At 71.0% G+C, this 26,799-nt stretch carries 26 protein-coding genes and 1 pseudogene; 13 read left to right on the top strand and 14 right to left on the bottom strand.

The window, feature by feature from the left end:
- Positions 1-232 precede the first annotated feature (232 nt).
- Together E1288_RS03075 and E1288_RS03070 are read left to right on the top strand one after the other, a co-directional pair.
- Positions 233-1,582: an HNH endonuclease signature motif containing protein gene (locus tag E1288_RS03075; RefSeq protein ID WP_132480307.1), complete on the top strand. Its 1,350-nt coding sequence runs from the start codon at positions 233-235 to the stop codon at positions 1,580-1,582.
- 145 nt (positions 1,583-1,727) lie between these two features.
- Entirely contained in the window at positions 1,728-2,450 is a 723-nt protein-coding gene (locus E1288_RS03070) for a class I SAM-dependent methyltransferase (protein WP_235883303.1), read from the top strand.
- Between the two features lie 193 nt (positions 2,451-2,643).
- On the opposite strand, the pseudogene E1288_RS03065 reads toward E1288_RS03070, so the two are convergent.
- Positions 2,644-3,219: pseudogene (locus tag E1288_RS03065) on the bottom strand (phosphotransferase family protein); the annotation flags it as partial.
- Positions 3,220-3,359: 140 nt separating this feature from the next.
- On the opposite strand from E1288_RS03065, the gene E1288_RS03060 reads away from it, so the two are divergent.
- Positions 3,360-4,901: an MFS transporter gene (locus E1288_RS03060; RefSeq protein ID WP_132480304.1), complete on the top strand. Its 1,542-nt coding sequence runs from the start codon at positions 3,360-3,362 to the stop codon at positions 4,899-4,901.
- A 7-nt stretch (positions 4,902-4,908) separates the two neighbouring features.
- On the opposite strand, the gene E1288_RS03055 is transcribed toward E1288_RS03060, so the two are convergent.
- Together E1288_RS03055 and E1288_RS03050 are read right to left on the bottom strand one after the other, a co-directional pair.
- Entirely contained in the window at positions 4,909-5,664 is a 756-nt protein-coding gene (locus E1288_RS03055; RefSeq protein WP_132480301.1) for a lipoate--protein ligase family protein, read from the bottom strand.
- A gap of 35 nt (positions 5,665-5,699) precedes the next feature.
- Complete coding sequence (locus E1288_RS03050) at positions 5,700-6,812, bottom strand: NAD(P)/FAD-dependent oxidoreductase (RefSeq protein ID WP_132480298.1); 1,113 nt, start codon at positions 6,810-6,812, stop codon at positions 5,700-5,702.
- A gap of 385 nt (positions 6,813-7,197) precedes the next feature.
- Here E1288_RS03050 and pqqC point away from each other — a divergent pair, with 385 nt between their 5' ends.
- The 4 genes from pqqC to ligD are packed head-to-tail and all read left to right on the top strand — an operon-like array spanning position 7,198 to position 11,753.
- Positions 7,198-7,893 carry a pyrroloquinoline-quinone synthase PqqC gene (gene pqqC, locus E1288_RS03045; RefSeq protein WP_132480295.1) on the top strand — a complete coding sequence of 232 codons (696 nt, stop codon included), beginning with the start codon at positions 7,198-7,200 and terminating at the stop codon, positions 7,891-7,893.
- On the top strand, positions 7,884-9,248 hold the full coding sequence (pqqE, locus tag E1288_RS03040) for a pyrroloquinoline quinone biosynthesis protein PqqE (RefSeq protein WP_132480292.1): 1,365 nt from the start codon (positions 7,884-7,886) through the stop codon (positions 9,246-9,248). Before pqqC ends, pqqE begins: the two co-directional genes overlap by 10 nt.
- Complete coding sequence (gene pqqB / locus E1288_RS03035) at positions 9,248-10,117, top strand: pyrroloquinoline quinone biosynthesis protein PqqB (protein WP_132480289.1); 870 nt, start codon at positions 9,248-9,250, stop codon at positions 10,115-10,117. The genes pqqE and pqqB overlap by 1 nt, the downstream gene beginning before the upstream one ends.
- Before the next feature lie 46 nt (positions 10,118-10,163).
- A complete protein-coding gene (gene ligD / locus E1288_RS03030) occupies positions 10,164-11,753 on the top strand; it encodes a non-homologous end-joining DNA ligase LigD (RefSeq protein WP_132480286.1) in 1,590 nt (529 codons plus the stop codon).
- On the opposite strand, the gene E1288_RS03025 is transcribed toward ligD, so the two are convergent.
- Entirely contained in the window at positions 11,750-12,964 is a 1,215-nt protein-coding gene (locus E1288_RS03025) for an MFS transporter (RefSeq protein ID WP_132480283.1), read from the bottom strand. The two genes, ligD and E1288_RS03025, sit on opposite strands and share 4 nt — an antisense overlap.
- Positions 12,965-12,967: 3 nt before the next feature.
- Here E1288_RS03025 and E1288_RS03020 point away from each other — a divergent pair, with 3 nt between their 5' ends.
- Positions 12,968-13,711 carry an AraC family transcriptional regulator gene (locus tag E1288_RS03020; protein WP_132480280.1) on the top strand — a complete coding sequence of 248 codons (744 nt, stop codon included), beginning with the start codon at positions 12,968-12,970 and terminating at the stop codon, positions 13,709-13,711.
- A 1-nt stretch (position 13,712) separates the two neighbouring features.
- Here E1288_RS03020 and E1288_RS03015 read toward each other — a convergent pair whose 3' ends face one another.
- Positions 13,713-14,957 carry an FAD-dependent oxidoreductase gene (locus tag E1288_RS03015; protein ID WP_132480277.1) on the bottom strand — a complete coding sequence of 415 codons (1,245 nt, stop codon included), beginning with the start codon at positions 14,955-14,957 and terminating at the stop codon, positions 13,713-13,715.
- Between the two features lie 19 nt (positions 14,958-14,976).
- On the bottom strand, positions 14,977-16,224 hold the full coding sequence (locus tag E1288_RS03010) for an MFS transporter (RefSeq protein ID WP_132480274.1): 1,248 nt from the start codon (positions 16,222-16,224) through the stop codon (positions 14,977-14,979).
- Positions 16,225-16,437: 213 nt separating this feature from the next.
- Here E1288_RS03010 and E1288_RS03005 point away from each other — a divergent pair, with 213 nt between their 5' ends.
- Together E1288_RS03005 and E1288_RS03000 are read left to right on the top strand one after the other, a co-directional pair.
- Positions 16,438-17,322: a LysR family transcriptional regulator gene (locus tag E1288_RS03005; RefSeq protein ID WP_132480271.1), complete on the top strand. Its 885-nt coding sequence runs from the start codon at positions 16,438-16,440 to the stop codon at positions 17,320-17,322.
- A gap of 42 nt (positions 17,323-17,364) precedes the next feature.
- Complete coding sequence (locus E1288_RS03000; RefSeq protein ID WP_132480268.1) at positions 17,365-18,549, top strand: esterase-like activity of phytase family protein; 1,185 nt, start codon at positions 17,365-17,367, stop codon at positions 18,547-18,549.
- A 6-nt stretch (positions 18,550-18,555) separates the two neighbouring features.
- Here E1288_RS03000 and E1288_RS02995 read toward each other — a convergent pair whose 3' ends face one another.
- A complete protein-coding gene (locus E1288_RS02995; protein WP_132480265.1) occupies positions 18,556-19,293 on the bottom strand; it encodes a dienelactone hydrolase family protein in 738 nt (245 codons plus the stop codon).
- Positions 19,294-19,314: 21 nt separating this feature from the next.
- On the opposite strand from E1288_RS02995, the gene E1288_RS46720 reads away from it, so the two are divergent.
- Both E1288_RS46720 and E1288_RS46715 read left to right on the top strand, forming a co-directional pair.
- The gene (locus E1288_RS46720) at positions 19,315-19,470 is read left to right on the top strand and encodes a hypothetical protein (RefSeq protein WP_165967956.1); all 156 of its coding nucleotides are present in this window, start codon (positions 19,315-19,317) and stop codon (positions 19,468-19,470) included.
- Between the two features lie 84 nt (positions 19,471-19,554).
- Entirely contained in the window at positions 19,555-19,707 is a 153-nt protein-coding gene (locus E1288_RS46715) for a hypothetical protein (protein ID WP_093270020.1), read from the top strand.
- Between the two features lie 75 nt (positions 19,708-19,782).
- Here E1288_RS46715 and E1288_RS02990 read toward each other — a convergent pair whose 3' ends face one another.
- From E1288_RS02990 to E1288_RS02965, 7 genes are all read right to left on the bottom strand, one after another.
- Positions 19,783-21,174: an LLM class flavin-dependent oxidoreductase gene (locus E1288_RS02990; RefSeq protein WP_235883301.1), complete on the bottom strand. Its 1,392-nt coding sequence runs from the start codon at positions 21,172-21,174 to the stop codon at positions 19,783-19,785.
- Positions 21,171-21,839 (bottom strand): methionine ABC transporter permease, encoded by a 669-nt coding sequence (locus E1288_RS02985; RefSeq protein WP_132480262.1) that lies wholly within the window; start codon positions 21,837-21,839, stop codon positions 21,171-21,173. The genes E1288_RS02990 and E1288_RS02985 overlap by 4 nt, the downstream gene beginning before the upstream one ends.
- Positions 21,829-22,608 (bottom strand): methionine ABC transporter ATP-binding protein, encoded by a 780-nt coding sequence (locus E1288_RS02980; protein WP_132480259.1) that lies wholly within the window; start codon positions 22,606-22,608, stop codon positions 21,829-21,831. The genes E1288_RS02985 and E1288_RS02980 overlap by 11 nt, the downstream gene beginning before the upstream one ends.
- Positions 22,605-23,507 (bottom strand): MetQ/NlpA family ABC transporter substrate-binding protein, encoded by a 903-nt coding sequence (locus E1288_RS02975; RefSeq protein ID WP_165967955.1) that lies wholly within the window; start codon positions 23,505-23,507, stop codon positions 22,605-22,607. Before E1288_RS02975 ends, E1288_RS02980 begins: the two co-directional genes overlap by 4 nt.
- Positions 23,508-23,526: 19 nt before the next feature.
- Entirely contained in the window at positions 23,527-24,744 is a 1,218-nt protein-coding gene (locus E1288_RS02970; protein ID WP_132480253.1) for an SfnB family sulfur acquisition oxidoreductase, read from the bottom strand.
- The gene (locus tag E1288_RS49770; RefSeq protein WP_268951788.1) at positions 24,744-24,872 is read right to left on the bottom strand and encodes a hypothetical protein; all 129 of its coding nucleotides are present in this window, start codon (positions 24,870-24,872) and stop codon (positions 24,744-24,746) included. The genes E1288_RS02970 and E1288_RS49770 overlap by 1 nt, the downstream gene beginning before the upstream one ends.
- Positions 24,873-25,264: 392 nt before the next feature.
- Positions 25,265-26,437 (bottom strand): LLM class flavin-dependent oxidoreductase, encoded by a 1,173-nt coding sequence (locus tag E1288_RS02965; RefSeq protein WP_132480250.1) that lies wholly within the window; start codon positions 26,435-26,437, stop codon positions 25,265-25,267.
- A gap of 279 nt (positions 26,438-26,716) precedes the next feature.
- Here E1288_RS02965 and E1288_RS50270 point away from each other — a divergent pair, with 279 nt between their 5' ends.
- On the top strand, positions 26,717-26,797 hold the full coding sequence (locus tag E1288_RS50270) for a putative leader peptide (RefSeq protein WP_358566847.1): 81 nt from the start codon (positions 26,717-26,719) through the stop codon (positions 26,795-26,797).
- Positions 26,798-26,799 lie beyond the last annotated feature (2 nt).

Here is a 26,799-nt window from a genome sequence, read left to right as displayed (position 1 = left end):
AGGGGTTGGTTGCGTGGGATGGCGCGATTTCACCTGAATCGACCTCTGATCGCCGGGCACGGTGGGCGCGACTGATGACGGCGCGGGGTTTGGTGGTGGATGGGGTCGCCTTCGGCGTGTCGTGACACTTTCCCTTGGCGCGACTCAGTTCTCGCCTTCGGCGGGGTGTTTCACCTGATCAAGCGACCATAAAAACAGTGCGAACGCGCGTTCGAATCAGGAGAATGGAGGTATGACACCGCTACTGAACACCCAGGACACGACTGTGCAGGCCATGCCTCAACAGTCGGCGGTGTCGTGCACCGATGCTGAGCTCGCGGCCCGTATCCAGGAGCTAGAAACCGAGATGCGGGTGATGATGTGGGAACAGCTGCAATACATCGCCGAAGCCGACCACCGAGGCATTCACACCGAAACCACCGCCCGGTCGCTACAGGTCTGGTTGCAGGGGCTTCTCAACATCGACCCGCGCGACGCGAAAACCCGCGTGACAGTCGCCCGCAATGTTGAAGACCGGCGGAGCCTGTACGGCGAGACGATGCCTCCGGACCTGCCCGACACCGCCGCCGCCTTGGCCGAAGGCTCGATCGGACTGGACCACGCGCGCGTCATCGTCAACGGCATCCGGCGTTTGCCCGACTACGCCCGCTGCCACCAAGTCACCGAGGTCGAATCAACCCTTGCCGGGTATGCGCGGACGATGTCGCCGAGGGAACTGGAGAAACTCGCCGAACGCATTCGCTACCTCCTGGACCAAGACGGCGCCTACCGCAACGAGGAAACCCAACACGAAGCACGCGAGCTCCACTACGCGACCACCCGAGACGGCATGACCGTCATCAAGGCGAAGCTGGACCGGGAGACCGGGGCGAAGTTCGCCGCGCTGATCGAGCCTCTTGCCGCACCCCGCCCTGAGATCGACGGAGAGAAGGACCCGCGCACGGCCGGGCAGCGGAATGCTGACGGGTTCGCCGCGCTGCTGGACCTGGCGTTGGACCATGATGGGATGCCTCGTACCGGTGGGCAGCGGCCGCAGATGACGATTGCTATCGATTTCGGGGACCTCAAGCGGGGCTTGGAGGTCCTCGGCGAGGACGGCATGCCCGGCACGCTGAACACCGAACGCGCCATCACCGCCCAGAACGCACGCAGGATCGCCTGCGACGCCGAAATCCTGCCCATCGTCCTTGGTGGCGACAGTCTCCCACTGGACGTGGGCAGAGCGAAACGCACCGCGCCCATTCACATTCGCGCCGCGTTGCTTCGGCGCGATGGGGTGTGTGCCTTCCCCGGGTGCGACCGCCCGCCGGGGACGCCGGAAGCGCACCACGTTCAGCATTGGGTCGACGGCGGAGCCACCGACCTGAACAACATGATCATGCTCTGCGCACACCACCACCGCACGCTCCACAACCAGCGCTGGGACATCACCATGCGCGACAGGCGGCCCGAGTTCATCCCACCGCCCACAGTGGACCCCAGACGAACACCCAGACCAGGCGGCAGAGCACTGCCCGCCCAACACCGCGAACACCTCCGGGAGCTCATCCCCGCACCACGGGACCCGGCGGGCGCGGCATGATGCCCAAATGCGATTCAAGTGGGCGGTCGCACGTCGCACACTTGAATCGCAGGTTCTTGTCGGAGCACCGCTCCCCTCGCTGACCAACTACACCGCTACCACTCGCCTCGTCCCATGCCTTCGGACGCAGCCCGGAAGGATGCTCATGGAGTGGACGAATGACGCGGCGATCCGCGAATGGGCCGCGATGCCCGAAGCGGTATTGGACCAGATGGAGCCGGAGGGCGACTTCTGCCGCCGCCATTTGCTGAACGCGTCTTTGCTGCGGTTGCTGGGGCCGCTCGATGGCGTTCGGGTGCTCGACGCCGGGTGTGGTCACGGGTATCTCAGCCGGATGCTCGCCGATCGCGGCGCCGAGGTGGTCGGTGTCGAACCTGCGCGGGCGCTCTACGACTACGCCGTCAAGAAGGAGGCGGCGCAGCCGCGCGGCATCCGGTACGTGCAGGCCGACCTGTGCGATCTGCCGGATCTCGGCGGGCCTTTCGATGCGGTGGTTTCCAACATGGTGCTGGCCTCCATTCCCGACTGGTCGACCGCGATGCGGGCCTGTGTCGAATCGCTCGCGCCCGGCGGCGTTTTCGTCTTCTCCATCAACCACCCGTGCTTCGAGCAGTTGGCGCCGACCTGGCGGCAGCACGGCGAGTACCGCATTCGGGAGTACCTGCGCGAGTACCCGATCGAGCAGACCCACGCACCCGACTTCCACCGCACGCTGTCGACCTACCTCAACGAGCTGACGAGGCTCGGCTGCCGACTGCGCGAACTGGACGAGCCGGGGCTCGCCCCTGCCGTCGCGTCACCCTCCGACGGCACCGAGGCGTACGTCGAGCTGCCGAACTTCCTCCTGGTCGCGGCGGAACGCCGCTGACGGCCCGGTCAGTCGAGAAGCCTTCGAACGACGCCGTCCAATCCTGACCGGACGGCGTCCGGCAGGGCGTTGTCCAGACCGTGGACGCTTCGTGCCAAGGGCCGAGCCGGTGCCACAGCAGGGCTCGGTCGTGGAGTCGCCGGGTCACCCCGTACTCCTCCGCAAGCGCGGCGGCGAACTCCGGCGGTGTTCCGTGCAGGGCCCACGCCAGGTCGATCGCGCCGTCGCCGATGTGCGCGTCCGAGAAGTCGATGACCCCGGACAGGCCGGCTTCCACAGACAGCACGTGTTCTGGCCCGAGGTCGCCGTGGACCACGGTGTCGGCGGGCAGCGTTTCGAAGGCGTCCAGCAGGGCCCGGGCCGCGTCACGGTGTTCGGCGGGGACCAGCGGCAGTACGTCGGCCTGGAACCTCTCCACAATTTCGGCGAGCTCGCGACCCGCCGGCTCTGGGCCCTGCACACCATGCCGGACTGCCTCGGCCGGATCTACGGCGTGCAGCGCTCGCAGAAAGGCCCCCAGCTGCCGGCCGTGCTCGGCGGTGGGCTCGGAAAGTGGTTCACCGACCACCAATTCGTGCCGGACCACCAGCGGTTCCGTCGTCACGACATGCGGCTCGGGCACGTCGAGCGGCAGCTGCGGCGCGAGCCATGGCATCAACTCGGTTTCCATGCGCAGACGATCGGCGACTTCCGGTCGCCGGGGTCTGCGCTCGATCCAACGTCCTTCGACCAACGTCGCCGCGCTGTCCCAACCACCGTCGATGTTCACCGGTTCCGCCACACCACTTCCCACCGTTTCAGTAGAGCACGGGCATCCACCGATTAAATCCGGTTGCGGCCGTCGTCAATACTCACGACGACAGCCGGACGGCACCGCGGGAGCGGTCGCCGGAGGAAAGGGTTTCGAGCGTGGATACGACACCGAGGGCAGGACGCCGTGAGTGGATCGGGCTTGCGGTTCTCGCCTTTCCGACCCTCCTGCTGTCGTTGGACATGAGCGTGCTGCACCTCGCGGTGCCGCACCTCGCTGCCGACCTGCAGCCCACCAGCACCGAGCTGCTGTGGATCATCGACAGCTACGGCTTCATGATCGCCGGTCTGCTGGTCACCATGGGCACCCTCGGCGACCGGATCGGGCGCCGGAAGCTGCTGATGATCGGCGGGACCGGGTTCGGCATCGCGTCGATCGCCGCGGCCTTCGCGCCCAGCCCCGCGATGCTGATCGCGGCGCGGGTGCTGCTGGGCGTCGCCGGGGCCACCCTGATGCCCTCGACGTTGGCGCTGATCAGCAACATGTTTCAGGACACCCGGCAGCGCAGCACCGCCATCGCCGTCTGGATGAGCTGCTTCATGGGCGGCATGGTGATCGGGCCGGTCGTCGGCGGCGTGCTGTTGGAGAACTTCTGGTGGGGCTCGGTTTTCCTGATGGGCGTGCCGGTGATGATCCTGCTGCTGGTGAGCGCCCCCGCGCTGCTGCCGGAATACCGCGATGAGAACGCGGGCAAGCTGGACCTCGTCAGCGTGGGGTTGTCGCTGGGTACGATCCTGCCGATCGTCTACGCGCTCAAGGAACTCGCCAAGTACGGGCCGCAGGTGCCGAACATGCTGGCGCTGGTCGCCGGGCTCGCTCTCGGCGTGGTCTTCGTGCGGCGGCAGCGGCGGATCGCCGATCCCATGCTGGACCTGCGGTTGTTCCGGGTGCGCACCTTCAGCGCCGCGCTGGGCATCGTGCTCGTCGGCGCGATCACCATGGGCGGCATCTTCATGCTGGTCAGCCAGTACTTCCAGCTGGTCGCCGGGTTGTCGGCGCTGGAGGCCGGTGTCCTGATGGTGCCGCAGGCCGGCGCCGTGGTGGTCGGATCGCTGATCGCGCCGCGGCTGGCCAAGCGGTTCCGGCCGGAGTTCGTGCTCGGTTTCGGCATGCTCGTCGCGGCCGCCGGGCTTCTGCTGTTCGTGCTGGTCGACGCCGGGAACGGCACTGCGCTTGTGACCATCGGCATCGCGTGCGCGAGCTTCGGCATGGGCCCGCAAGGCGTGCTCTGCACCGAGATGGTGGTGGGCTCGGTGCCGCCGCAGAAGGCGGGCGCGGCGTCGGCGATGTCGGAGACCAGCGGCGAGTTCGGCATCGCGATGGGCATCGCGGTGTTCGGCAGCCTCGCCACCGCCGTCTACCGCGGCGTGGTCGTGCTCCCGCCGGACCTGCCGCCCGGCATCGCGGCCGAAGCCGCGGACGGGATGGCCGGCGCGGTGACCGCGGCGGGACGGCTGGCCGATCCCGAAAGCGTCCTCGGACCCGCCCGGGACGCCTTCACCAGCGGTTTCCAGGTGGTTTCGATCGTCAGCGCGGCCGTCGTCGCGCTGTTCGCGGTCATCGGCATGGCTCTGCTGCGCAAGCGCTCCGGCTCGCAGGCGGAACCGAAGGCCGGCGAGCCGGAAGCCGCTGCGGTGTGAGGCGAGCTCAGCGGTCCGCGACGCGGTGGTCCGCCACCAAGTCGCGGGCCCTGCCGATCAGATCGTCCGTCAAGTGCGCCGGGACGAGGCCGTACCGCTCGTCGTAGGCCGCGACGACATCGGCTTCGAACTCGTCCAGGGACGCGCCGGGCGACTCGGCGACCACCGAACCCACCGAGTCGTCGTCGAAGGGCAGCTCCAGGTGCCGGTAGACGTCGGTCAGCAGCGGCCGCAGCAGCTCGTCGTCGCCGAAGATCGCCACCGCGCTGAACAGCCAGGCACCGCGCACCATCCGCTGCGCGGTGCCGACCAGCTTCACCCGGCCACGCGCGTTCACGCTGTGCGCGCCGGGGCAGTACTCCCCCGGCACCGCACCGACCTGCGCGCCGACGCCGTGCTTGCGCAGCACGTCTGCCCACAGCTCGGCGTAACCCACGAACCGCTCGTCCATGCCCGCCAGGTAGCCGGGGTCGGGGCCGACGTGGTCGACCACCAGCGAGCGCTCGGTGTAGGCCACCGCGCGGCCACCGGGGGCGCGCAGGACCGGTGTGAACCCGGCATCCCGGACGGCGCGGACAGCGGCGGGGAAACCCGGCAGCAGGGTGTCCCGCCTGCCGAAGGCGACGACGCGGGTGTCCGGCCGGTACACCCGCACGGCCGGCCCCGCCTCGCCGCCGCTGACGCGGCGCAACATCGCATGCGCGACCGCGACCTCCAGTGCCTGGTCCGAACCGACTTCGAGCGCGCCGCGAAAGAGCTCCACGCGCCGATTCTACTGGCCGGAAATCACCGGTCCCGCTACAGCGAGGCCGGGATGACCGGGTGCCGCTCGAAGAGGATCGTGCCGCGCACGATGGCTTCCTTGTACAGCGCGGCCTTCCGGCCGGTCAGCACCGCTTCGCGCGGGCTGTCGTCGGCGTGCACGAACTGGACCAGCGCGTCTCGCCTGCCGAGGCTGATGCACTGGTTGAGGTAGCGGAACCGGATCGGCCTCGGCGCCCGCCCGGCCAGCCGATCGGCGATCGCCCGGGCGGCGTGCTGCGCCGACGGCAGCCCGGTCGCGCACGCCATCCGCAGCTTCTGCCCGCTCCGCATGCGCACCGCCGCCGCGTCGCCGATCCCGGTCACCTCTGGGTGCGAGACCGACCGCAGCGTCTCGTCGACGACCAGTCTGCCCTGCTCGTCGACGGCGAGACCGGCCTCGCGGGCGAGCTCCGGCACCGTGAATCCGGTCGCCCACACCACGGTGTCAGCGCCGATGTGCCCACCGCCGGCCAGCACCAGCCCGTCCTCGCGCACTTCGGAAACCCTCGCGTGCTCGAGCACTTCGACGCCGAGCCGGTCGAAGGTGCGCCGCAGGTAATCGCGTCCGCGCCGGGAGAGCCCGGCGCCGAGGTCGCCCCCGTTCACGAGCCGGACCTTCAGGCCGGGATGCGCCTCGGCCAGTTCGGCGGCGGCTTCGATGCCGGTCAGCCCGCCGCCGACCACCGCGACGACGGCGCTGTCGTCGATGCGTTCCCGCAGCCGCACGGCCTCGTCGGCGGTGGCCACGGTGTAGGCGTGCTCTGCGACGCCGGGCACCGAATCCATGTCCGCCGCACTGCCCAGTGCGTAGATCAGCACGTCGTACCGCACGGCATGGGCCGAGTTCGCCAGCCGCACGGCCTTCTCCTCCGCGTCGATCGCGGTCACCCGGTCGACGACCAGGTGCACGCCGGTGCCCGCGATCAGGTCCGCCAGCGGCAGGTCCCGCAGCTGCTGCCCGGCGGCGAGCTGGTGCAACCGGACCCGCTCGACGAACCGGTCCTCGGCGTTGATCAACGTCACTGCGGCGTCGGTCCACCGAGCCACGAGCTTCGCGGCGGCCAACCCGGTGTAACCAGCCCCGACAACCACAACCCGAATAGCCATGATCCCGTCCTCCCAAGGTCTGCGCTGCCACGCGCGAAGGAGGAACGGGACCCCGGGCCGAAGTGTGACAATATGTGACTAAGGTCACTCACGCGGGCAATAGTCGGATTGTTTCATTCCCCGGATTCGCCGAAGCGAGACGCAATTCCGGCGTTCGGGGTATTGGTTGCGGCGGTCGTGTTGTCCGGGTGCCGAAATCTTGATCTCGACCGCGCGCCGCTTGTACGGTTCGGGTTCGCTTGTTCTCCTTGCGAATTGGAGGTCTCGTGATGGCCGCTCCTTCCGAACCCGTCGCCGCTCCCGCGCCGCCGAACTGGACTCCGCCGCTGGTCGAGCAGTACGAGACCCGTCCCGAGGTCACCGCTTACGCGCACGACGGCAATCGGTGACGCAGCCGCTGGCCGAATCCGAATTCCGGGAATCGCTGCAGCGGCTGGCGAATCGCTACTGGGCGCACCACCCCTTTCACCTGCGGCTGCACGATGGCCGCTGCAGCGCCGCGGAAGTTCGGCTCTGGGTGGCCAACAGGTGGTACTACCAGCGGCATTTGCCGCAGAAGAATGCGGCAATCGTGGCGAACTGCCCGCTGCCCGAGGTGCGGCGGATCTGGGTCGAGCGGATCGCCTTCCAGGACGGGGCCGGTGATGCCGACGGCGGCCTGCACGACTGGCTGGTGCTCGGCGAGGCCGTCGGCCTGCAGCGGGACGAGGTGGTCGACGAGCGGCACGTGCTGCCCGGTGTTAGGTTCGCCGTCGACGCTTACCTGGACTTCTGCCGCCGCAAACCGTGGATCGAGGGCGTGGCCGCGGCGCTGACGGAGATGTTCTCGCCCGGGCACATGGCCGACCGGATGGCGGCCTGGAAGCGCCACTACGACTGGATCGAGCCCGGCGGCCTGGCCTACTTCGAGCGCCGCATCCCGGCTGCCCGCGCGGACAGCTCCGTCACGCTCGGGGTCGTGCTGAAGCACTGCGTGACGCGCGAGCAGCAGGACGCCGCGGTGCGGGCGCTGTCGTTCAAATGCGATGTGCTCTGGGCGATGTTGGACGCCATCGACTACAAAGGACAGTCATGGGCGTGACCGTCGACAGCCGCCCCGGGTTGCGGCGCGGGGTCCGGTTCGTCCGCGACCGGGTCCGCGGCAAGCACGCCTTGCTGTACCCGGAAGGCGTGCTGCTGCTCAACGACACGGCGGCCGACATCGTGCGCCGGTGCGACGCCAGGCGCACGGTCACCGACATCGCCGGCGAGCTCGCCGTCGCGTACCGGGGCGCCACCGCCGAATCCGTGCTCGAACTGCTCTCGGACCTGGACCGGCGGCGCGTGCTGGGCGCGGAGCCGGTCGGCGTCGCGGAGTCCGGGCATCAGCCGGAAGCGGCGCGGGCCGGTTTGCCCTTGGGGCTGCTGGCCGAGCTGACCTACCGGTGCCCGCTGCAGTGCACGTACTGCTCGAACCCCTTGAACCTGGCCGACTACCGGGACGAGCTGGACACCGAGACCTGGTTGCGCGTCATAGAGCAGGCCCGGTCCATCGGTGTCCTGCAACTGCACCTCTCCGGCGGCGAGCCGGCGTTGCGCCGCGACCTGGTCGACCTCGTCGCGGCCGCCCGCGGGCACGGCATGTACACGAACCTGGTCACCAGCGGCTTTTCCCTGCCGCTGCGGCGGTTGCAGGAGCTCGCCGCCGCGGGCCTCGACCACGTCCAACTGTCGGTGCAGGACTCGGCCGCGACGTCCGCGGACATCATCGCCGGGCGCCGGGCGCACGACCGCAAGTTGGACGTCGCGCGCGGCATCGTGGCGGCCGGGCTGCCGATGACCGTCAACGCCGTGCTGCACCGCGGCAACATCGGGCGGCTGCTCGACATCGTCGAACTCGCGGTGGGCTTCGGCGCCGAACGCGTGGAGCTGGCCAACACCCAGTTCTACGGCTGGGCCTTGCGCAACCGCGCCGCGCTGCTGCCCAGCCGCGAACAGGTGCAGCGGGCCGACGCCGACGCGGCGGTGGCCCGGGAGCGCTACGGCGACCGGCTGGAGATCGTGTACGTGGCCGCGGACTACTTCAGTCCGCGCCCCAAGCCGTGCAACTACGGCTGGGGCAACCGGCAGCTCGCGGTGGCGCCCAACGGCGACGTGCTCCCCTGCCCCTCCGCCGCCCAGCTGCCCGAGCTGGACACGCCGTCGGTGCGCGATGCGGCGCTGGATTCGATCTGGTTCGATTCGGCGGCGTTCAACCGCTTCCGCGGCACCGGGTGGATGCCCGATCCTTGCCGCAGCTGCGCGCTGAAGGACGTCGACTTCGGCGGCTGCCGCTGCCAGGCCTACCAGCTGGTGGGCGACGCGGCCGCGACCGATCCGGCCTGCTCGCTGTCCGAGCACCACGACCTGGTCCGCGCCGAGTTCGAGCCGCGGCCCGCCGTCCCGAGGCGGATGTGATGCGGGCCCGCATCCTCGGCACCGCCGCGGGCGGCGGCCTTCCACAGTGGAACTGCGGCTGCCGGAGCTGCAGCCGGGCTGCGGAACTCGGCGTGGCGCGCAGCCAGGACTGCCTGGCGATCAGCGGCGACGGAACCTCGTGGTACCTGGTGAACGCCTCGCCCGACCTGCGCACCCAGCTGCTGGCCAGCCCCGAACTCCGGCCCGCGCCGGGCACCCGGCGCACGCCCCTCGAAGGCGTCCTGCTCACCAGCGCCGAGCTGGACCACACCCTCGGCCTGCTCACCCTGCGCGAAGCCGCCCGGCTGCCGATCTACGCCACCGCGACCGTCCACCGGGCTCTTCGGCAGGCCTTTCCGATCGCGGACGTCATCGGCAACTACACCGAAGTGCGGCAGGAAGTCATCGCCGACCGCCGGCTGCTGGCCGGCGGTCTCGCGGTCGAGGCCGTCGGCGTCAGCGACAAGCGCCCCCGCTACGCCCGCGAGCTGCCCGGAACCGACTGGGCCGTCGCCTACCGGTTCACCGGCTCCGGCCGCAGCCTGGTGTACGCGCCGTGCCTGCCCGCCTGGAACGACGCGTTCGAGCGGATCATCGACGGCGCCGACGTCGTGCTACTCGACGGCACCTTCCACACCGAGGACGAGCTGACGCACGCATCCGGCAGCGATCGCCCCGCGCGCAGCATGGGGCACCTGCCGATCCGGGCCGCTCTGCCGGAGATCGCCCGACACCCGGCAACGCGCTTCTTGTTCACCCACCTCAACAACACCAACCCGCTGGCCCACCCCGACGCGCCGGAGCTCGCCGACGTGCACGGGGCCGGCGCGGAGATCGCCGCCGAAGGCCAGGTCCTGGTGCTGGACTGACCGTCCCCGATTTTTGCTCGCGCCCGATATCGGGTATGTGGGAGACGTGACCGACGAGCGGCTGGCGAAGTACCGGGAGATGCGCGACTTCACCCGCACCGCCGAACCGAGCGGCGACGGCGAGGTGCGCGCGACCGGTGACCGGTTCGTCGTGCAGCGGCACCGGTCCCGCCGCCGGCACTACGACCTGCGGCTTGAGCTGGACGGCGTGCTCGTGAGCTGGGCCGTGCCCAAGGGCCCGACGCTGGACCCGGCGGCGCGGCGCATGGCGGTGCAGGTCGAGGACCACCCGCTGGAGTACGCCGACTTCGAGGGCACCATTCCGGCCGGCGAGTACGGCGGTGGCGACGTCATCGTCTGGGATCGGGGCACCTGGGATTCCGTGGACGAGGATCCGGCCGCCGCGATCGAGGCCGGGACGCTGCACTTCGACCTGCACGGCGAGAAGCTGGCGGGCCGGTTCGTGCTGGTGCGGCGCGGCGAGAAGCAGTGGCTGTTGCTGCACAAGAAGGACGAGCACGCCGAACCCGGCTGGGATCCGGAGGACCACCCGCGGTCGGTGAAGAGCGGGCGCACCAACGAGGAGGTCGCCGTCGCACCGGAGGCGATGTGGCGCAGCGACCTCCCGCCATCGGAGGCCGAAATTCCCTTGGGCACCAACAAATCACGCGCGGCGGCGGAGCGGTGGGAGCCGCCCACCGCAGGTGAGCTGGCGGCGCTCGACGAGCTCGGCGCCAAGGGCCGCTGGCGGCTGGCCGGGCGGGATCTCGCGCTGACCAACCTCGACAAGGTGCTGTTCCCGGGCCGCGACGGCGAGGCTCCCGTGACCAAGCGCGACCTGATCCGCTACCACGCGCTGATCGGCCCGGTGATGCTGCCGTACCTCGCCGACCGGCCGCTGAACTCGCACCGCTTCCCCAACGGCGTGGACCAGCCCGGCTTCTGGCACAAGGAAGTCCCGAGCCACGCGCCCGGCTGGCTCCGCCGCTGGCGCTACGAGGGCGCCGAGTCCGGCGACACGCAGTGGTACCTCGTGCCGGACAGCGTTCCCGCGCTCGCCTGGCTGGCCAACTACGCGGCGCTGGAGCTGCACGCGTGGACCTCGCGCGCCGCCGACGTCCACCACCCGACCTGGGCGCTGTTCGACATCGACCCGGGCACCCGGACGACCTTCGACGAGGTGCTCGTCCTCGCCCGCCTGCACCGGACCGCGATGGAGCACCTCGGCGTCGAGGCCCGCCCGAAGGTGACCGGACAGCGTGGCATCCAGATCTGGGTGCCGGTCGAACCGCGCTACACCTACGCGGAGACCCGGTCCTGGGTGGAGAAGGTGTCCAAGGCCGTCGGCGGCATCGTCCCCGAGCTGGTCAGCTGGGCGTGGACGAAGCAGGACCGCCGCGGCCTGGCCCGGCTGGACTACACCCAGAACGTCATCAACAAGACGCTCGTCGCCCCCTACAGCGCCCGCCCGCGGCCGGGCGCGCCGGTGTCCGTGCCGCTGGAGTGGGACGAGCTCGACGACCCGGACCTGGCCCCGGACCGGTGGACGATCCGCACCGTCCTGGACCGGATCGCGGCGGTCGGCGACCCGTTCTCCGCGCTCCTCGGCGTCGAACAGCGGCTGCCGCCGGTCTAACGGGCCGCCGCGACCTCCAGGGCGGCCGGCTCGTGCAGGGTTCGCCCGAGCAGCCACGCGATGACCGGGAACACCAGCAGCGTCGTCAGCGCCGTCTGCAGCGACGTCGCCTCGGCGATCGCGCCGAGCACCGGCGTGGCGACGCCTCCGACGCTCACCGCCAGGCCGAGCGTCACGCCGCTGGCGGTGCCGACCCGGTTCGGCAGGTAGTCCTGGCCCAGCGTGACGTGCAGCGAGAACGGGATGTACAGCAGGATCGCGGCGAGCGCCACGAAGACGTACACGGAGACACCGGGCGCGTAGACCACACCGGCGACCGCGGGGATGGACGCCGCGTACGACAGCCGCAGAGCGCGGATGCGGCCCCACACCGTGGCCAGCTTGCCACCGAGCACGGTGCCCGCCGCTCCGCCGGCGAACAGCACGAACAACGCCGCCGCGCCGGCGGTCTCGCCGCCGCCCACGCGTTGCTGCACCCACAGCGCGACGAACGCGCTCAGTCCGATGTAGACGATCGACCGGGCGATGACGATTCCCGTCAGGCGGATGAAGACCGGCCAGTCGTCGCGGCCCCGATCGGCCTTGGCACCGCCGGTCGCCGCGGAACCGGCGATCAGCGAGCGGAGCACGGCGGTGGTCACCAGCCCGCCGAGCAGGGCCGGGATGATCAGCCACGGCGAGGCCGGCAGGCCGCCCGCGGCGAGGATCGGGGTCACCACGATCGGCGCGAGCGCGAAACCGATGTTGCCGCCGAGGGAGAACCAGCTCATCGCCAGGTGGTTGCCGCCGGAGGCGGCGCGCGCGAGCCTGGCCGCCTCCGGGTGGTAGGCCGCCACGCCCAGCCCGGACAGCGCGACCGCCAGCCACGTGAGGACGTAGGAGTCGCCGACCCCGCACAGCGCCACGCCCAGTCCCGCGGTCACCATGCTCACCGGGATCAGCCACGGCATCCGCACCCGGTCGGTGAGCGCCCCGAACACCGGCTGCACGACGGACGACAGCAACGTCGCCGCCAGCACGATGCCGGACACCGCGACGTAGCCGTACTGCCGCTCCAGCACCAGGAACGGGACGACGGCAGGCACCGCCCCCTGGTAGATGTCCACGCCTGCGTGCCCGACGGCCAGCAGACCAACAGATCGAGTTCTTCCTTGCGTCACGGTGCGATCGTCCGGCAGGCGGCGGTTGTCCCGCTTCCGATAAACTGCCATGTTGTGTCGAGAATCCGCCACACGCCGCGGGCGCCCACGGCCCTGCGGTTCCTGCCGCCCGGCTCCGAAGTGGATGCGCACCGGCACGACGACCACCAGATCGTCTACGCCGGGCGCGGCGTCCTGTCGGTGACGACGGACGCGGGCAGCTGGATCGCCCCCGGCACCCGCGCGGTGTGGGTTCCGGCGGGGACGGTGCACGAACACCGCGCCTACGGCGAAACCGACCTCCACACCGTCGGCCTGCCCACCACCGACAACCCGCTGGGGCTGACCTCGCCCGCGGTGCTGGCCGTCGGTCCGCTGCTGCGCGAGCTGATCCTGGCCTACACCAGGGAGAACGACTACGACGCCGCCGAGCGGGACCGCATGCGCTCGGTGCTGCTCGATCAGCTGCGCCGGGCTCCGCAGCAGCCGGTGCGCCTGCCGACCGCGCGCGACCCGCGGCTCGCCGCGGTGTGCGCGATCCTCGCCGGGGATCCGGCCGATCAGCGCACGCTTGCCGCGCTGGGCGCGCAGGTCGGGGCCAGCGAGCGCACGCTCAGCCGCCTGTTCCGGGCCGAGATGCGGATGACCTTCCCGCAGTGGCGGACGCAGTTGCGGCTCCACCACGGGCTGCGGCTGCTGGCCGAAGGCGAAGCCGTCACCACGGTGGCGCACCGGACGGGCTGGGCGTCCACGAGCGCCTTCATCGAGGTGTTCCGCCGCACCTTCGGCCACACGCCGGGCGATCGGCGCAACCGCTGAGTCATTCGGGCAGCCGGGCGCCCTGGCGGTTGAGCTCGGCCCGCACCGCCTCGGTGCCGGCGTCGCCGCCGGCGGCGGTGAAGGCGGCCGCGACACCGGCCGCGTGCCCGGTGGCGAACGCCGTGCCCATGGCGCGCAGCGACGCGCCCGCGCCGCGGTCGCCGTCGACGGTGCGACCGGCGGCGAAGAGGTTCGGCGTGTCCCGGCTGTGCAGGACGTCCAGCGGAATCCCGTAGAAACCGGGGTCGCCGATGAACTTCCACTCCGACGGGATGCCCGGGCCCGGGTGGTACTCGATCGGCCACGCGCCGATCGCGACCGCGTCGTCGACCGGGCCGGGCTGGAGCACCTCCTTCTCCGTGAACCGGTACCGGCCGACGAGGTGCCGGGACTCGCGGGTGCCCATCTCCGGGCCGGTGCTGACGATGTACGCCCCGCCGCAGCCGGGCAACGAGCGGACCACCTGCAGGTACGCCTGCGCCTGCCGCCGGGCGCCGATCTCGGCGCGGGTAGTGTCCGCCGCGCTGCGCGCGTCGTAGCCCTCGTCGGCCAGGTAGGTGATGAGATCGCCGGAGATCGGCATCCGCGCGATGAGCCCGCTTTCCGCGGTCAGATCGGGCGCGCCGGCCTTCTTCGCCGCGCGCACCGCCGCGCCGATGGCCTCCCTGGTGACCTCGGCGCCCGCGGGGATACCGCCGAAGCGCACCCCGAGCGTGCCGTTCTGCACCCAGCCGTCGTTACCGTAGCGGACCTCCGCCCCGGCGTGGTGGGCCAGGTCGGCCTCGCCGGTGGCGTCCACGAAGGCCTTCGCGGTGAACTCGTGGATCCCCGAGTGGTCGGCGACGCGCACCGCGGTGACCCGGTCGGCTTCGCGGTCGGCGCCCAGCACGTGGGTGTGCAGCAGGACGTCGACCCCGGCCTGCGCGCACAGTTCGTCGGAGACGCGCTTGACGCTCTCGGGGTCGAAAACCGCCGCCACCGCGGTGAACCTGGTCGGCTCGCTGATCGCGCCCATCTCGCGCAACGCCGTGATCACCTCGTCGGCGACGCCGAAGACGGCCTGCTGCTTGTCGTCGCGCGTGTAGAGGCCGCAGTAGGTCACCACGTTGCGGAGGGTCGCCGCGCCGCCGAGGCACGGCCCGCGCTCGATCAGCAGGGTCCGGGCACCGGCGCGGCTGGCCCCGATCGCGGCGGCCACCCCGCCGGATCCGCCGCCGGCCACGATCACGTCGTAGTGCTGGGTCACGTTCGCTCCACTTTCCTCGTCAAGCAACGGCTTTGGCGGTGTCGCCGGTCTTGTCGTCGGCCGGCGGGGCGGCACCGTGCTCCCGCACCCCGAGCATCAGCACCATGCCGAGCAGGGGTCCGGCGGCGAGCGTGGCGAAGGCCAGGAAGAACGAGCCGGTCGCCTGGAACACGACGCCGAGCACCACCGGCACGATCGTGCTGCCGAGCTGCCAGAACGCGTTGGTGGCGCCGGCCGCCGAACCGGCCAGCCGCACCCCAGAGAGGTTCGGGATGAGCGCGACCATCAGCGGGCTGTAGACGTAGGCGGCGATACCGAGGAACGGCGCGATCCACATGAACGCGGTCAGGTTGGTCGCCGTGCCGAACAGCAGGAGGGTGACCACGAAGGCGCCGAGCACGATGATGGTCAGGACCTTGCGCTTGCCGCCGAACACGTCGCTGATCACACCGATGAGCGGCTTGGCCACCACCGCCGCGATGCCGAAGATCGCGACGACAACGCCGGCCTGCACCGGGGAGACGTGACTGCCCTTGATCATCAGGGCGTTGGACCAGGTGATGAAGCCGTAGGTGCCCCAGAGCCCGCCGAACCCGGCCAGCCCGAGCAGGAAGAGATCCCGGTTGCGCAGCAGCGAACCCAGCTTCGGCACCTCCCGCGCCGAGGATTCGGCGCTCTCGGATCCGTTGCGCAGCAAGAAGAAGCACAGCACCGCGACGACCATCGAGGCCGCGCCGAACACGTGGTACGACGTCTGCCAGCCGGAGGACTCGATGAGGCTCGGCACGATCGCGTTCGCGATCACCGTGCCCAGCGAGGTGGCGGTCATGAAGATGCCCATCGCCAGCCCGCGGTCCTTGGCCGGGAACCACTGGGAGATCAGCTTCACGCCGGCCGAGTAGTCGCACCCGGCGAACACGCCGATGCAGGCCTGGAACGCGATGCCCATCGCCACCGAGGTGGTCTCGCCGAACAGGATCATGAACCCGCCGGCCACGAACAGGGTGGAGGCGATGACCATCCGCCCGCCGAGCCAGTCGGTGAGGACGCCGCCGCCCGCGTTGGAGATGACGTAGCCGACGTAGTAACCGGTGGCGAAGACGCCGAGCCCGGCCAGCGAGACCCCCAGGTGCTCGCCGACCGCGACAGACGCAGGTCCCCACGTGGAACGGTCCACCGCGGTCATGGTGAACGCCGCCCAGGACAACAGGAGCACGACCCACCGGTACGGGTGGCGCACTCCGCTGGCGGTCGGGATGGGACTCATCGTTGAGCGCTCGCTTTCTGCGATCCGGTTGCGACGTCCTGCTCATGAGGCAGAGGTTCGGCGCGCCAAGACTGGTACTCCGCCCTGCCACCGACGAGGATTCCAGATAGGACGTGCGACTTCGGGAAGTACACCGTCTTGACAGCGTGACGTCCAATACCACCTAATCAGATAGGCCATGCTCCGCAGCCATGGCTACTGCATGGAGGTGAAATGGAACTGCGCCATCTGCGGTACTTCGTCGCCGTCGCGAGCGAGCGCTCGATGTCCCGCGCCGCGGAACGCCTGCACCTGACGCAACCATCGCTGAGCAGGCAACTTCGCCAGCTCGAACGGGACGTGGGCGTCACGTTGTTCGAGCGCACGCCGACCGGCACGACCCTGACCCCGGCGGGCATCGCCCTGCACCAGCACGCGCTGCTCCTGCTGCGCCTGGCCGACGCGAGCCGCGACGCGGCGCATTCGGCGAGCGAGCGCACCCTCGAGGTCGTCGACATCGGCATCCCGCCGGGGCTGGCCGCCGACTGGGTCCTGGAGACGCTGGCGGCGCTGCGCGCCGAGATCCCGCACGCGTCGGTGACGCTGACCGAGGCGAGCAGCACCGACCAGCTGCGCATGGTCCGGGAGGGACGGCTCGACCTGGGCCTGGTGCACGAGCGGCCGCTGGCGCTGCGCGGCAACCGGCTCTTCGACCACGCCTTCGGGATCGCGGTGCGCGCCGGGCACCGGCTGGCGGGGCGCAGCACCTGCCGCGTCCGGGATCTCGACAACCTGCGGCTCCTGGCGCACGGCCGCGAGCAGGTACCGGTCGCGCACGACCGGCTGATCGTCGCTGCGCACGACGCGGGCGCCGTGCCGCTGTGGCGGTTCGCGCAGTTCTCCGAGCACGCGCTGGCCTGCGCCGAGGCGACCGAGGCCGAGGCGGTGCTGCTCACCGAGCACTCCGCCCGGCGGCTGCTGCCCGGCTGGCCGTGGGTGCCGCTGGTCGACCCGCCGCTGGAACTGACCACCTGGGTGGTGTGGCAGGCGAGCACCCGGCCGGTCGTCGAGCAGGTGGCGGAGTTGATCTCGCGCCGCGCGGTTCGCCCGGTGGAGTGATCAAGCTGGCGCTGCCGATGGGCGCCCGGTTGGCTGCTGATCATGCGAACCCGAACCCCGGCGGCGGTGCTCGCCGCTGCCACCGCGCTGTGCCTCGTCCCCGCCGCATTCCCCGTCGCAGCAGCGGAATCCGACTCGGCCCGGCTGCTGGGCACCTACGTGGTGCCGCACGACCTGCAGGTGGACGGCACGCCGGTCGGCGGCCTGTCCTCCGTGGACTACGACCGCCGCAGCGGGGACTTCGTCTTCGTCAGCGACGACTGGTCGGACTACGCCCCGGCCCGCTACTACCGCGCCACCGCCTCGGTGACCGAGGACGGCGTCGGCGACGTGACGTTCACCGGCGCCCGGATCTTCCGCCGCCCGGGCGGCACGACCTACCCGACGATCGACACCTGGCGCGAGGAGCAGCACCGGACGCCGCGCGCCCTGCGGAACGTCATGGGCACCGTGGATCCGGAGGAACTGCGGGTCGATCCGCTCTCCGGCGACGTCGCCTGGACCAACGAGGGGCAGCGCAACGTCCCGGCCGACGGCTCGGCCCGCGGCACGGTGCTGCTCGACCCGGCGCTGCGGATCTCGCACCGCGACGGCTGGTACGTGCGGGACCTGCCGACCGCGCCGAACGAGAAGATGACGATGGGCGAAACGGGCCCGCGCGTCAACGAGACCTTCGAGGGCCTGGCCTACACCGCCGACGGCATGCGGATCGTCTCCGCGCTGGAAGGCCCGCTGGAGCAGGACGGGCCGCCGGCCAACGCCGACCACGGCGCCTTCAGCCGGATCACGGTGCACGACCGGGCGGGCCGCCCGATCGCCCAGCACGCCTACCCGGTGGAGCCGCTGTTCGCGCAGCCGCAGCCGCCGAACGACTGGAACACCAACGGGATCTCGTCGCTGCTCGCCGACGAGCAGCCGGGCCGCTTCCTCGCGCTGGAGCGCGGCTACGCCGCCGGCGTCGGCACCAAGGGCCGCATCTTCGAGTTCAGCACCGACGGCGCCGACGACGTGATCGACCGGCACTCGCTGGCCGACGGCGGATTCCGTCCCGTGCAGAAGAAGCTGCTGGTCGACCTCGACGAGATCGGGCTGCCCCACACCGACAACGTGGAGGGCATCAGCTGGGGTCCGCGCCTGCCCACCGGCGAGCGGGTGCTGCTGGTGGTCAGCGACAACAACTTCTCGACCCGGCAGCAGACCCAGCTGATCGCCATCGCCGTCCCCTGACCTGGTTCACGACTTCAGGTGCTCGGCGAAGAAGTCCTCGATCCGCCGCCAGGCGTCGGCGGCGGATTCGGGGTGCGGGCCGGCACCGGAGATCCGCAGGAGCGGACGCATGATCCTCGGTGCGTTCTCCGCGTCGTTGAGGAACGAGTGGCCCGCCTCCGGGTATTCCTTGACGTCGTGCGGGATTCCGGCCCGTTCGAGGGCGGCGTCGAGCTTCGCCGCGGCGCCCTTCAGCATCCGGTCGCGGCCGCCGTAGCTGCCGACGACCGGGCAGGCCTCGGCGAGCGCGCGGTCGATGTCCTTGGGCAGCTGGCCGTAGTTCGCCGAGGCCGCGTCGTAGATGCCGCGGCCCGCGGCGACCAGCGCGAAGGCGCCGCCCATGCAGAAGCCGATGAGGCCGACCTTGCCGGTGCAGTCCGGCCGGTCGGCCAGCTCGGTGCGGGCCGCCTCCAGGTCGGCGTAGGCGCGGCCGCGACCGGACAGCGCCGCGCGCATGGTCGGGACCAGGCAGCGCCGGGTGCCGCCGTCGGTGAACAGGTCCGGCAGCAGCGCCAGGTAGCCGGCCTCGGCCATGCGCTCGGTCTGCCGCAGCATGACGTCGTCGACGCCGAACGCCTCGTGGACGACCACCACGCCGGGCCACGGGCCGGGCCCGGCCGGCGTCGCGAGGTGACCGGTCAGCTTCGGGGAACCGCCGAGGGCGGTGCTGCGCGGGGTCAAGTCGATGGCCGTGGGTGCGGGCACGGAGTCCTCCGGGAATCTGCGGTGCGCTGGCTGATCGACACGACGATACGGCGGATCCGGCCACTGAGTGGCGCAGCCGGCGGCGAGTTGATCTTCGACGGGGTGGCCCGGTTCCCGGCGCTGCGCGACTGGCTCCGGCTGGTCCACGCCGAGTTCGGCACCTCCGCCGACGGGTGACGCGCGTCGCACTCCGATCTCCGGCGTCCGGGCACATCCGGTTGGCATGCTGATGTTGTCCCGAGATCCCGACCGGAGGGAAGCATGAGCACCGAACCCGACCGTCCCAGCAACGAGGCCGAGACGGGGAGGCACAGCCACGCCGCGCCGGAAGGCGCCGGGGTGCACCCGCTGATCGACCTGTCCCGCGACCCGCGCCCGGGCGTGCCCGACCACGCCAAGCCGGACGAGGACTGACCAACACCACGAGGGGGGCACGCGATCGCGGCTGACCCCGCGGTCGCCGCCCTGGTCCCGAGAAACGCGGACCGGTCAGCGCGGCGCGTTGCGGAACGCGCCCCGGTACGCCGCCGCTGGGTGGCGGGGGTTCAGGCGCCCGTGGTGCTCGGCGACGTCCGCGAACAGCTTGTCGCGGAACGTTCCTTGCGGGTACTCGGTCTGCGCCAGGCCGCGGCGGCGCAGTTCGGGCAGCAGGCCCTCGATCACCTCCGCGTAGCTGCCCGGGATGACGTGGTTGATGATGTTGATCCCGTCCACTCCCGCGTCCTGCCAGCGCTCCAGCTCGTCGGCGATCTGCTCCGGCGTGCCGGCCAGCCGCATCCGCTCCGCCCGGTACCGCACCATGTCCTCGATGGTCGGATTGCCGCCCGGCACGGAGTCGATGACGGCCTCCAGCACCCCTCGCCCGCCCTCGACCTTGAGGTCCTTCAGCGGGGTGTCGACCGGCGCGTCGCCGAGGTCGACGCCCATCCCGCCGAGCATGTGCGCGGCCAGGCCGTCGACCGAGAGGTACTCGTCGTAGTCGGCTTTCCGCCGCCGCGCCTCGGCTTCGGTGCTGCCGACCACGAAGGACAGTCCCGCGAAGAACAGCACATCCGCAGGTCTGCGGCCGTGCTCGACTGCCAGCGAGCGGACCGTGGTGGTGACCTTCCGGGCGCTGCCCGGCGAACCGGCGAACATGAACACCGCCTCCGCGTTGCGCGCCGCGAACGCCATGCCCGCAGGCGAGGTTCCCGCCTGGAACAGCACGGGTGTGCGCTGCGCCGACGGCGCGACCAGGTGCGGCCCCTCGACGGAGTACCGCGGCCCCTCGTGGTGGATCTTGTGGATTCCGGCGGGGTTCGCGTGGCTGCCCGACTTGTTCCGCAGCAGCGCGTCGTCCTCCCAGCTTCCTTCCAGCAGCTTGTAGACGACGTCGACGTACTCGTCGGCCCACCGGTAGCGCTCGTCGTGGGGGGTGAGTCCGGGCAGGCCGTAGTTGCGGTGCGCGTTCTCCAGGGCCGAGGTGACGATGTTCCAGCCGGTCCGGCCGTCGGTGAGGTGGTCGAGCGTGGCTGCGCGGCGGGCGAAGGTGAACGGGTGCTCCTGGATCACCGAGCTGGTCCACGCCAGGCCCAGGTGCTCGGTCACCGCGCCGAGGGCGGAGATCATCACCGACGGGTCGTGCGACGGGATCTGCAGCCCCTCGGTGGCGAAGATGTCCCAGTTGCCGCGGTAGTTGCCGTACAGCCCCACGACGTCGGCGAAGAACATCGCGTCGAACTTGGCCGCCTCCAGCCGGCGGGCCAGGTCGGTCCACAGCGACAGCTCGTCGAACCGGTGCTGCTGGGCGTCCGGGCGGCGCCACTGGCCTTCCAGGATGTGCGAGGTGGTCGCCATGACGAACGCGCTCAACCGCAGGCGACGGCGGTTCCCGGCGCTCACAGCCGCTTGTCCAGTCGTCGCGCGGTCAGCGTGCCGGTCAGCTGGATCAGCTGCACCAGGACGATCATGACCACCACCGCGGCGATCATCACCCCCGTCTCGTACCGGTAGTAGCCGTGGCGGATGGCGAAGTCGCCGATGCCCCCGCCGCCGACCAGGCCCGCGATCGCCGAGTACGAGATGAAGCTGACCACCATGATCGTGATGGACCCCGCCAGCGCGGGCCGGGCCTCCACCAGCAGCACGCTCCAGATCGTGCGCAGCTTCGAGGCGCCCATCGCCTGGGCGGCCTCGATCACGCCGGGGTCGATCTGCAGCAGGTTCTGCTCGACGAACCGCGACAGGTACGCGATGGCGTTGACGCACAGCGGCACGGTCACCGCGACGGTGCCGACGCTGGTGCCGACGATCAGCCGGGTGACCGGGATCATCGCGATCAGCAGGATCAGGAACGGGAACGAGCGCACCAGGTTGACCACCGCGTTCACGACCTGGTGCAGCCGCGGCGCCGGGCGCAGGCCGCCCGGTCTGCTCGCCCAGAGCAGGACGCCGACCGGGATGGCGGCGAGCACCGCGATCGGCACCGTGATCAGCAGCATGACGGCGGTCTCGCCGAGCGCCGCCAGCATTTCGGGCAGGGCGGCGGTGATGCTGTCAGCCTGCATTGCTGTCCTCCAGGCTCCGTTCGGGCCGCAACCGGATGCGGTCGTCCAGCAGGAACCGGGCGATCTCGGTCTGCGGCCGCAGCGGCGAGCCGTCCAGCCGCAGGTGCTCGACGACCTTGCCGCCCTCCATCACCGCGACGTCGTCGGCGATCGCCCGGACCACGTTCATCTCGTGGGTGACCAGCACGATTGTGATGCCGAGCCGCTCGTTGACCTCCTGGAGGTAGCGCAGCACCGTGATCGTGGTGCGCGGGTCGACGGCGCTGGTGGGTTCGTCGCACAGCAGCACCGACGGCTCGTTGGCCAGCGCCCGCGCGATGGCCACCCGCTGCTGCTGCCCGCCGGAGAGCTTCGCCGGGTACGCGTCGGCCTTGTCGGAGAGGTCGACCACGGCGAAGGCCTCCGCGACCCGGGCCGCGCGGGCCGCCTTGCCGACCCCGGCGATGCGCAGGGCGAGCTCGATGTTCTGGGCGGCGGTGAGGTTGGCCAGCAGGTTGAAGTGTTGGAAGATCATGCCGATCTTGGTGCGCCTGCGGCGCAGCGCCTCTTCGTCCAATATGGTCAGCTCTTCGCCGTCGACCAGCACGGAGCCGGAATCCGGGCGCTCCAGCAGGTTGATCAGCCGGACCAGCGTCGACTTGCCCGCGCCGGAGAAGCCGATGATCCCCTGCACCGAGCCGCGCGGCACGTGCAGGTCGACGTCGTCGACGGCGGTCAGCGGGCCGTCCGGGCCTGGGAACCGCTTGGTGACACCTCGCAGCGTGATCAACGTCCGCCGTCCTTCCACCACTGGCCGAGCTGGGCCCGCGGGTCCTCGGTCCACGGCAGCGGCGCCCAGTCGCCGTAGAACTTCAGGAAGAAGTCGCGGACCGGCGGGCTCTGCAACGCGGCCTGCAGCGCCCGCGCCTTCTCGGAGCCGGCCTCGTCCGCGCGCCCGCCGACGACGATCCGGTACGGGATGGCGTCGACGTCCTCCTCCCGCAGCAGGGCGTCGTCCTCGACGGCCAGCTTCATCTCGATCGCCTGGCGGGAGAACAGGAATCCGGCGTCGACGTCCGGCAGGGTCTGGGTGAGCGTCTGCTGGTCGACCTCGACGAACGAGTAGCGGTGCGGGTTGTCCACGATGTCGCGCTGGCTGGTGGTGACCACCTGGGCGCCGTCGCGCAGCTTCAGCCGGCCGGACTCGGCCAGCAGGTGCAGCGCCCGGCCGTTGTTCGCCGGATCCACCGGCAGCGCGATCCGGGCGCCGTCGGGCAGCTGCGAGATGTCGTCGTAGCGGGTGGAGTACAGCCCGGCCGGGGAGCCGACGACGTAGAACAGCGGGACGACGTCGGTTCCGTTGTCGCGGTTGAAGGTCTGCAGGTAGGCGCCGTGCTGGAAGAAGTTGAAGTCCGCCTCGCCCGAGCTGACCGCGTGGTTCGGCTGCACGATGTCGGTCACGTAGCGCACGTCCAGCTGCCAGCCGCCGGCTTCGAGCTGCTTGCGGGCCAGTTCGAGGGGTTCGTGGTACGGCGGGCTGTCGGTGGCGACGATGGTGATGGTGCGGTCGTCGGCTGCGGACCCGCCGGCGAGCCCGCAGCCGGTCAGGGCCGCCACCAGCAGCCCGATCAGCGGGATCAGTCGCAGCGCGCGGAGGGTGGGGCGGGAACTGTGGTGCGTTTGGGACACTTTCTCGATGCTCTCTTCGTCAGATCTGGCCGTGCCGGGGAGGGCGGGTGCCGTTGAGGACGTAGCGGCCGATGTGCTGGACCTTCCAGCGGACCGGGTCGTGCAGGGTGTGCGTGCGGGCGTTGCGCCAGTGCCGGTGCAAGTTGGTCTCCGCGAGGCTCGACCTGGTGCCGGAGACCTCGAACAACGCGCTGCTCAGCTCGACCGCGACGCCGTCGGCGAACACTTTCGCGGTGGCGACCGCGATCGACGCCTCCGCCGCGGAGTCGGCGTCGAGGTCGGCGCGTGCCGCGTCGAGCGCCGCACCCGCCTTCTCCAGCAGCGCCTCGGCGGCGCGCAGCCGGACCGCGAGTTCGCCGAAGCGCTGGATGGTGAGCGGATCTTCCGCCGCCCGCTCGACTCCGGCTTCGCCCCAGGGGCGGCTGCGGGTGCGCACGAACTCGGCCGCGTCGGCGAGCGCTCCCCCGGCGATGCCGACGTCGATCGCGGCGTGCAGCGCCTGCGCCAGCGCGCCGTGCAGTTGCGGGCGGTCGAACGTCAGGTGGTGCGGCACGATCCGGTCCGCGGGAACCCGGACCTGGTCGAGCTCGACGGTGCCGCTGGCGGTGGTCCGCTGGCCCATGCCCGCCCAGTCGTCGACGACGGTGACCCCGGCGGCGTCCCGCGGCACGTAGGCCACCTGCAGCCGGTCCCGGTCGTCCTTGGCGAGCACCGGGATCCAGTGCGCCAGCAGGGCCCCGGTCGAGTAGGTCTTCTTGCCCTGCAGGACGAAACCACCGTCCACTGCGGACGCCAGCCTGGTCTGGATCTCCTGCACCGTGCGGCTGCCCGCCTCCGACTGCGCGTTGCCGAACCGCTTGCCGGCCAGCACCTCGGAGAAGAAGAACCGCCGCTGCTCGGCGGTGCCGTTCTCCCGGAGCACGTTGACGTAGGCGAAGTGGCTCTGCGGGATCTGCGCGATGTTCGGGTCGGCTGCGGCCAGCAGCCGGAAGACCTCGACCAGGGTCCGCGCAGCGACGTCGGCGCCGCCGTGGCTGCGCGGCACGGTGATGCCCAGCAGGCCGCTCGTCGACAGTGCGTCGAGCTCCTCGTGCGGGATCAGCCGTTCGCGGTCGCGCTCGGCGGCACCGGTGGCGAACCGCTGCGCGAGCCGCGCCGCCAGTTCCAGCGCCTCGGCGTCGTCACGCACCAAACCCGCAGTGCTCGGTTCGGCACTGGCGGGCGGAGAGACTGACATCAAGAACTCCTCGAGTTGTGCGAATCGGATCGCGCCTGCGCGACCGGGCGGCTGGTGACGAGGCCGCCGCTGACGTTGGGCACCCAGTAGGCGAACTTCAGCGGTTCGGCCGGAACGGCGTCGGGCATTCTCATCTCCTGTCGCGCATGACGCGGCAGCGCACGCAGACGTGCGCTATCGGGACACGAGGTCGCAATTCACCTCGTGCGAAAGAAAGGGGGAATCGGCGGGGAATTCCGCCGTTGCGGAGAAGGGAGGAGATCAGAAGTCGCGACAGGCCTGCGCGCCGACGCGAACCAGGTCGACGTGGCGGCGCTTCGTGAGCCTGTCTGCGAAGAACACGTAGTCATGCCACCAAAAACGGGCACCCGTGTCAACGGACGCACCACGCGTCCCACCTGACGGACGCACCTCAAGAAAAATCCTCTTTGGACAAATAAAGAGGCCGTGAGCACTTCGTGTCGCTATAGCAGCACAAAGTACTCACGGCCCCGATTCGCCAGGCGGCGAGCGCCGCGCGTCAGGAGGTGGCGGCGGGCTCCCTCGAGGCTTCGGCGAACGGGATGCTCGCCGGGCCGGCTTCCGCCGGGCCCGCCGGGTGCCGCCACAGCCCCTTGCGCTCCAGGATCGGCAGCACGCCTTCGCCGAACCAGTACGCCTCCTCCAGGTGCGGGTGGCCGGAGAGCACGAACTCGTCGATGCCGAGCGCGTGGTACTCCTCGATCCGCTCGGCCACCTCCGCGTGGCTGCCGACCAGCGCCGTCCCCGCGCCGCCGCGCACCAGGCCGACACCGGCCCACAGGTTCGGGTAGATCTCCAGGCCCGCGGTCGAGCCGCCGTGCAGGTCCAGCATCCGCCGCTGGCCCTCGGACTCGCTGCGCGCCAGCCCCTCCTGCACCCGCGAGATGGTCGCCGGGTCGAGCGCGTCCAGCAGCCGCTGCGCCTCCGCCCACGCCTGCTCGCTGGTGTCGCGGCTGATCACGTGCAACCGGATGCCGAAGCGCGGGGCGCGGCCCCGTTCGGCGGCGAGGCCGCGGATCCACTGGATCTTCTCCGCGACCTTGTGCGGCGGCTCGCCCCAGGTCAGGTACACGTCGGTGTGGTTGGCCGCGACGACACCGGCCGCGGGCGAGGAACCGCCGAAGTACAGCTCCGGCACCGGGTCCGGCGTCCGCGCCAGCTCGGCGCCCGCGACCCGGATGTGGGTGCCGTCGAAGTCGACCCGCTCGCCCCGCCACAACGCCCGCACGACGTGCAGGAACTCGTCGCAACGCGCGTAACGGGCGTCCTTGTCCAGGAAGTCGCCGTAGGCGCGCTGCTCGGCGCTCTCGCCGCCGGTGACCACGTTGAGCAGCAGCCGCTGCCCGGAGTGCCGCTGGAACGTCGCGGCCATCTGGGCGGCCAGCGTCGGCGACAGCAGGCCCGGCCGGAACGCGACCAGGAACTTCAGCCGCTCGGTGACCTCCGCCAGCATCGCCGTCGACAGCCACGCGTCCTCGCACCACGCACCGGTCGGCGTCAGCGCGCCCTCGAAGCCGAGCTGCTCCGCGCTGCGCGCGATCTGGCCGAGGTAGGCCAGCGTCGCCGGCCGCGATCCCGCCGCAGTGTTGGTGGTCGCCACCCCGTGGCCACCGCCGACGAGGTACCGGCTGTCGCCGTAGGTGGGCAGGAACCAGTGGAACGTCAAAGACATGCGCAACTCCAGGGAAGGCCGGTGATCGGAACCGACCACGGACGTCCATCGTGGACAGATGCGGCCGGGGACCGGCCGCGGCGAGCGGAAATCAGGTCAGCGAGGACACGCCTGCGCCGCCACGCGGTGCAAATCCACGTGCCGCCGCCTGGTGAACCACGTCGCGACCATCACGCGGCAATGGCAGCAGAGGGCCCCGGGGGTGTCAACCGATCCCACCTGCCGGACCGGCGCGCGATCTTCTTGACACCCGTTCGACCGCGTCCATAGCGTCGGCGCGTGCTCCGACCGGTACTGCTGACCAACCGCCACCACGTGGACCTGCTGCGGGTGGCCTCGGCGGCGTGTTCGGCGTCCTGATC

Source organism: Saccharopolyspora elongata, from assembly GCF_004348985.1.
Taxonomy (GTDB): domain Bacteria; phylum Actinomycetota; class Actinomycetes; order Mycobacteriales; family Pseudonocardiaceae; genus Saccharopolyspora; species Saccharopolyspora elongata.
The sequence above is the reverse complement of the archived record's forward strand: the minus strand, read 5'-3'. Positions and strand labels throughout refer to the sequence as shown.

What these genes read in the sequence shown, in the direction of transcription:
- E1288_RS03005 (WP_132480271.1), top strand. Translation starts at nt 16,438, where the DNA reads ATGGAACTGCGCCATCTGCGGTACTTCGTCGCCGTCGCGAGCGAGCGC.
- E1288_RS02965 (WP_132480250.1), bottom strand. Translation starts at nt 26,437, where the DNA reads ATGTCTTTGACGTTCCACTGGTTCCTGCCCACCTACGGCGACAGCCGG.
- E1288_RS03070 (WP_235883303.1), top strand. Translation starts at nt 1,728, where the DNA reads ATGGAGTGGACGAATGACGCGGCGATCCGCGAATGGGCCGCGATGCCC.
- E1288_RS03010 (WP_132480274.1), bottom strand. Translation starts at nt 16,224, where the DNA reads ATGAGTCCCATCCCGACCGCCAGCGGAGTGCGCCACCCGTACCGGTGG.
- E1288_RS02970 (WP_132480253.1), bottom strand. Translation starts at nt 24,744, where the DNA reads ATGTCAGTCTCTCCGCCCGCCAGTGCCGAACCGAGCACTGCGGGTTTG.
- pqqE (WP_132480292.1), top strand. Translation starts at nt 7,884, where the DNA reads ATGGGCGTGACCGTCGACAGCCGCCCCGGGTTGCGGCGCGGGGTCCGG.
- E1288_RS46715 (WP_093270020.1), top strand. Translation starts at nt 19,555, where the DNA reads ATGAGCACCGAACCCGACCGTCCCAGCAACGAGGCCGAGACGGGGAGG.
- E1288_RS03025 (WP_132480283.1), bottom strand. Translation starts at nt 12,964, where the DNA reads ATGGCAGTTTATCGGAAGCGGGACAACCGCCGCCTGCCGGACGATCGC.
- E1288_RS49770 (WP_268951788.1), bottom strand. Translation starts at nt 24,872, where the DNA reads ATGCCCGACGCCGTTCCGGCCGAACCGCTGAAGTTCGCCTACTGGGTG.
- pqqB (WP_132480289.1), top strand. Translation starts at nt 9,248, where the DNA reads ATGCGGGCCCGCATCCTCGGCACCGCCGCGGGCGGCGGCCTTCCACAG.
- E1288_RS02985 (WP_132480262.1), bottom strand. Translation starts at nt 21,839, where the DNA reads ATGCAGGCTGACAGCATCACCGCCGCCCTGCCCGAAATGCTGGCGGCG.
- E1288_RS03000 (WP_132480268.1), top strand. Translation starts at nt 17,365, where the DNA reads ATGCGAACCCGAACCCCGGCGGCGGTGCTCGCCGCTGCCACCGCGCTG.
- E1288_RS03075 (WP_132480307.1), top strand. Translation starts at nt 233, where the DNA reads ATGACACCGCTACTGAACACCCAGGACACGACTGTGCAGGCCATGCCT.
- E1288_RS03050 (WP_132480298.1), bottom strand. Translation starts at nt 6,812, where the DNA reads ATGGCTATTCGGGTTGTGGTTGTCGGGGCTGGTTACACCGGGTTGGCC.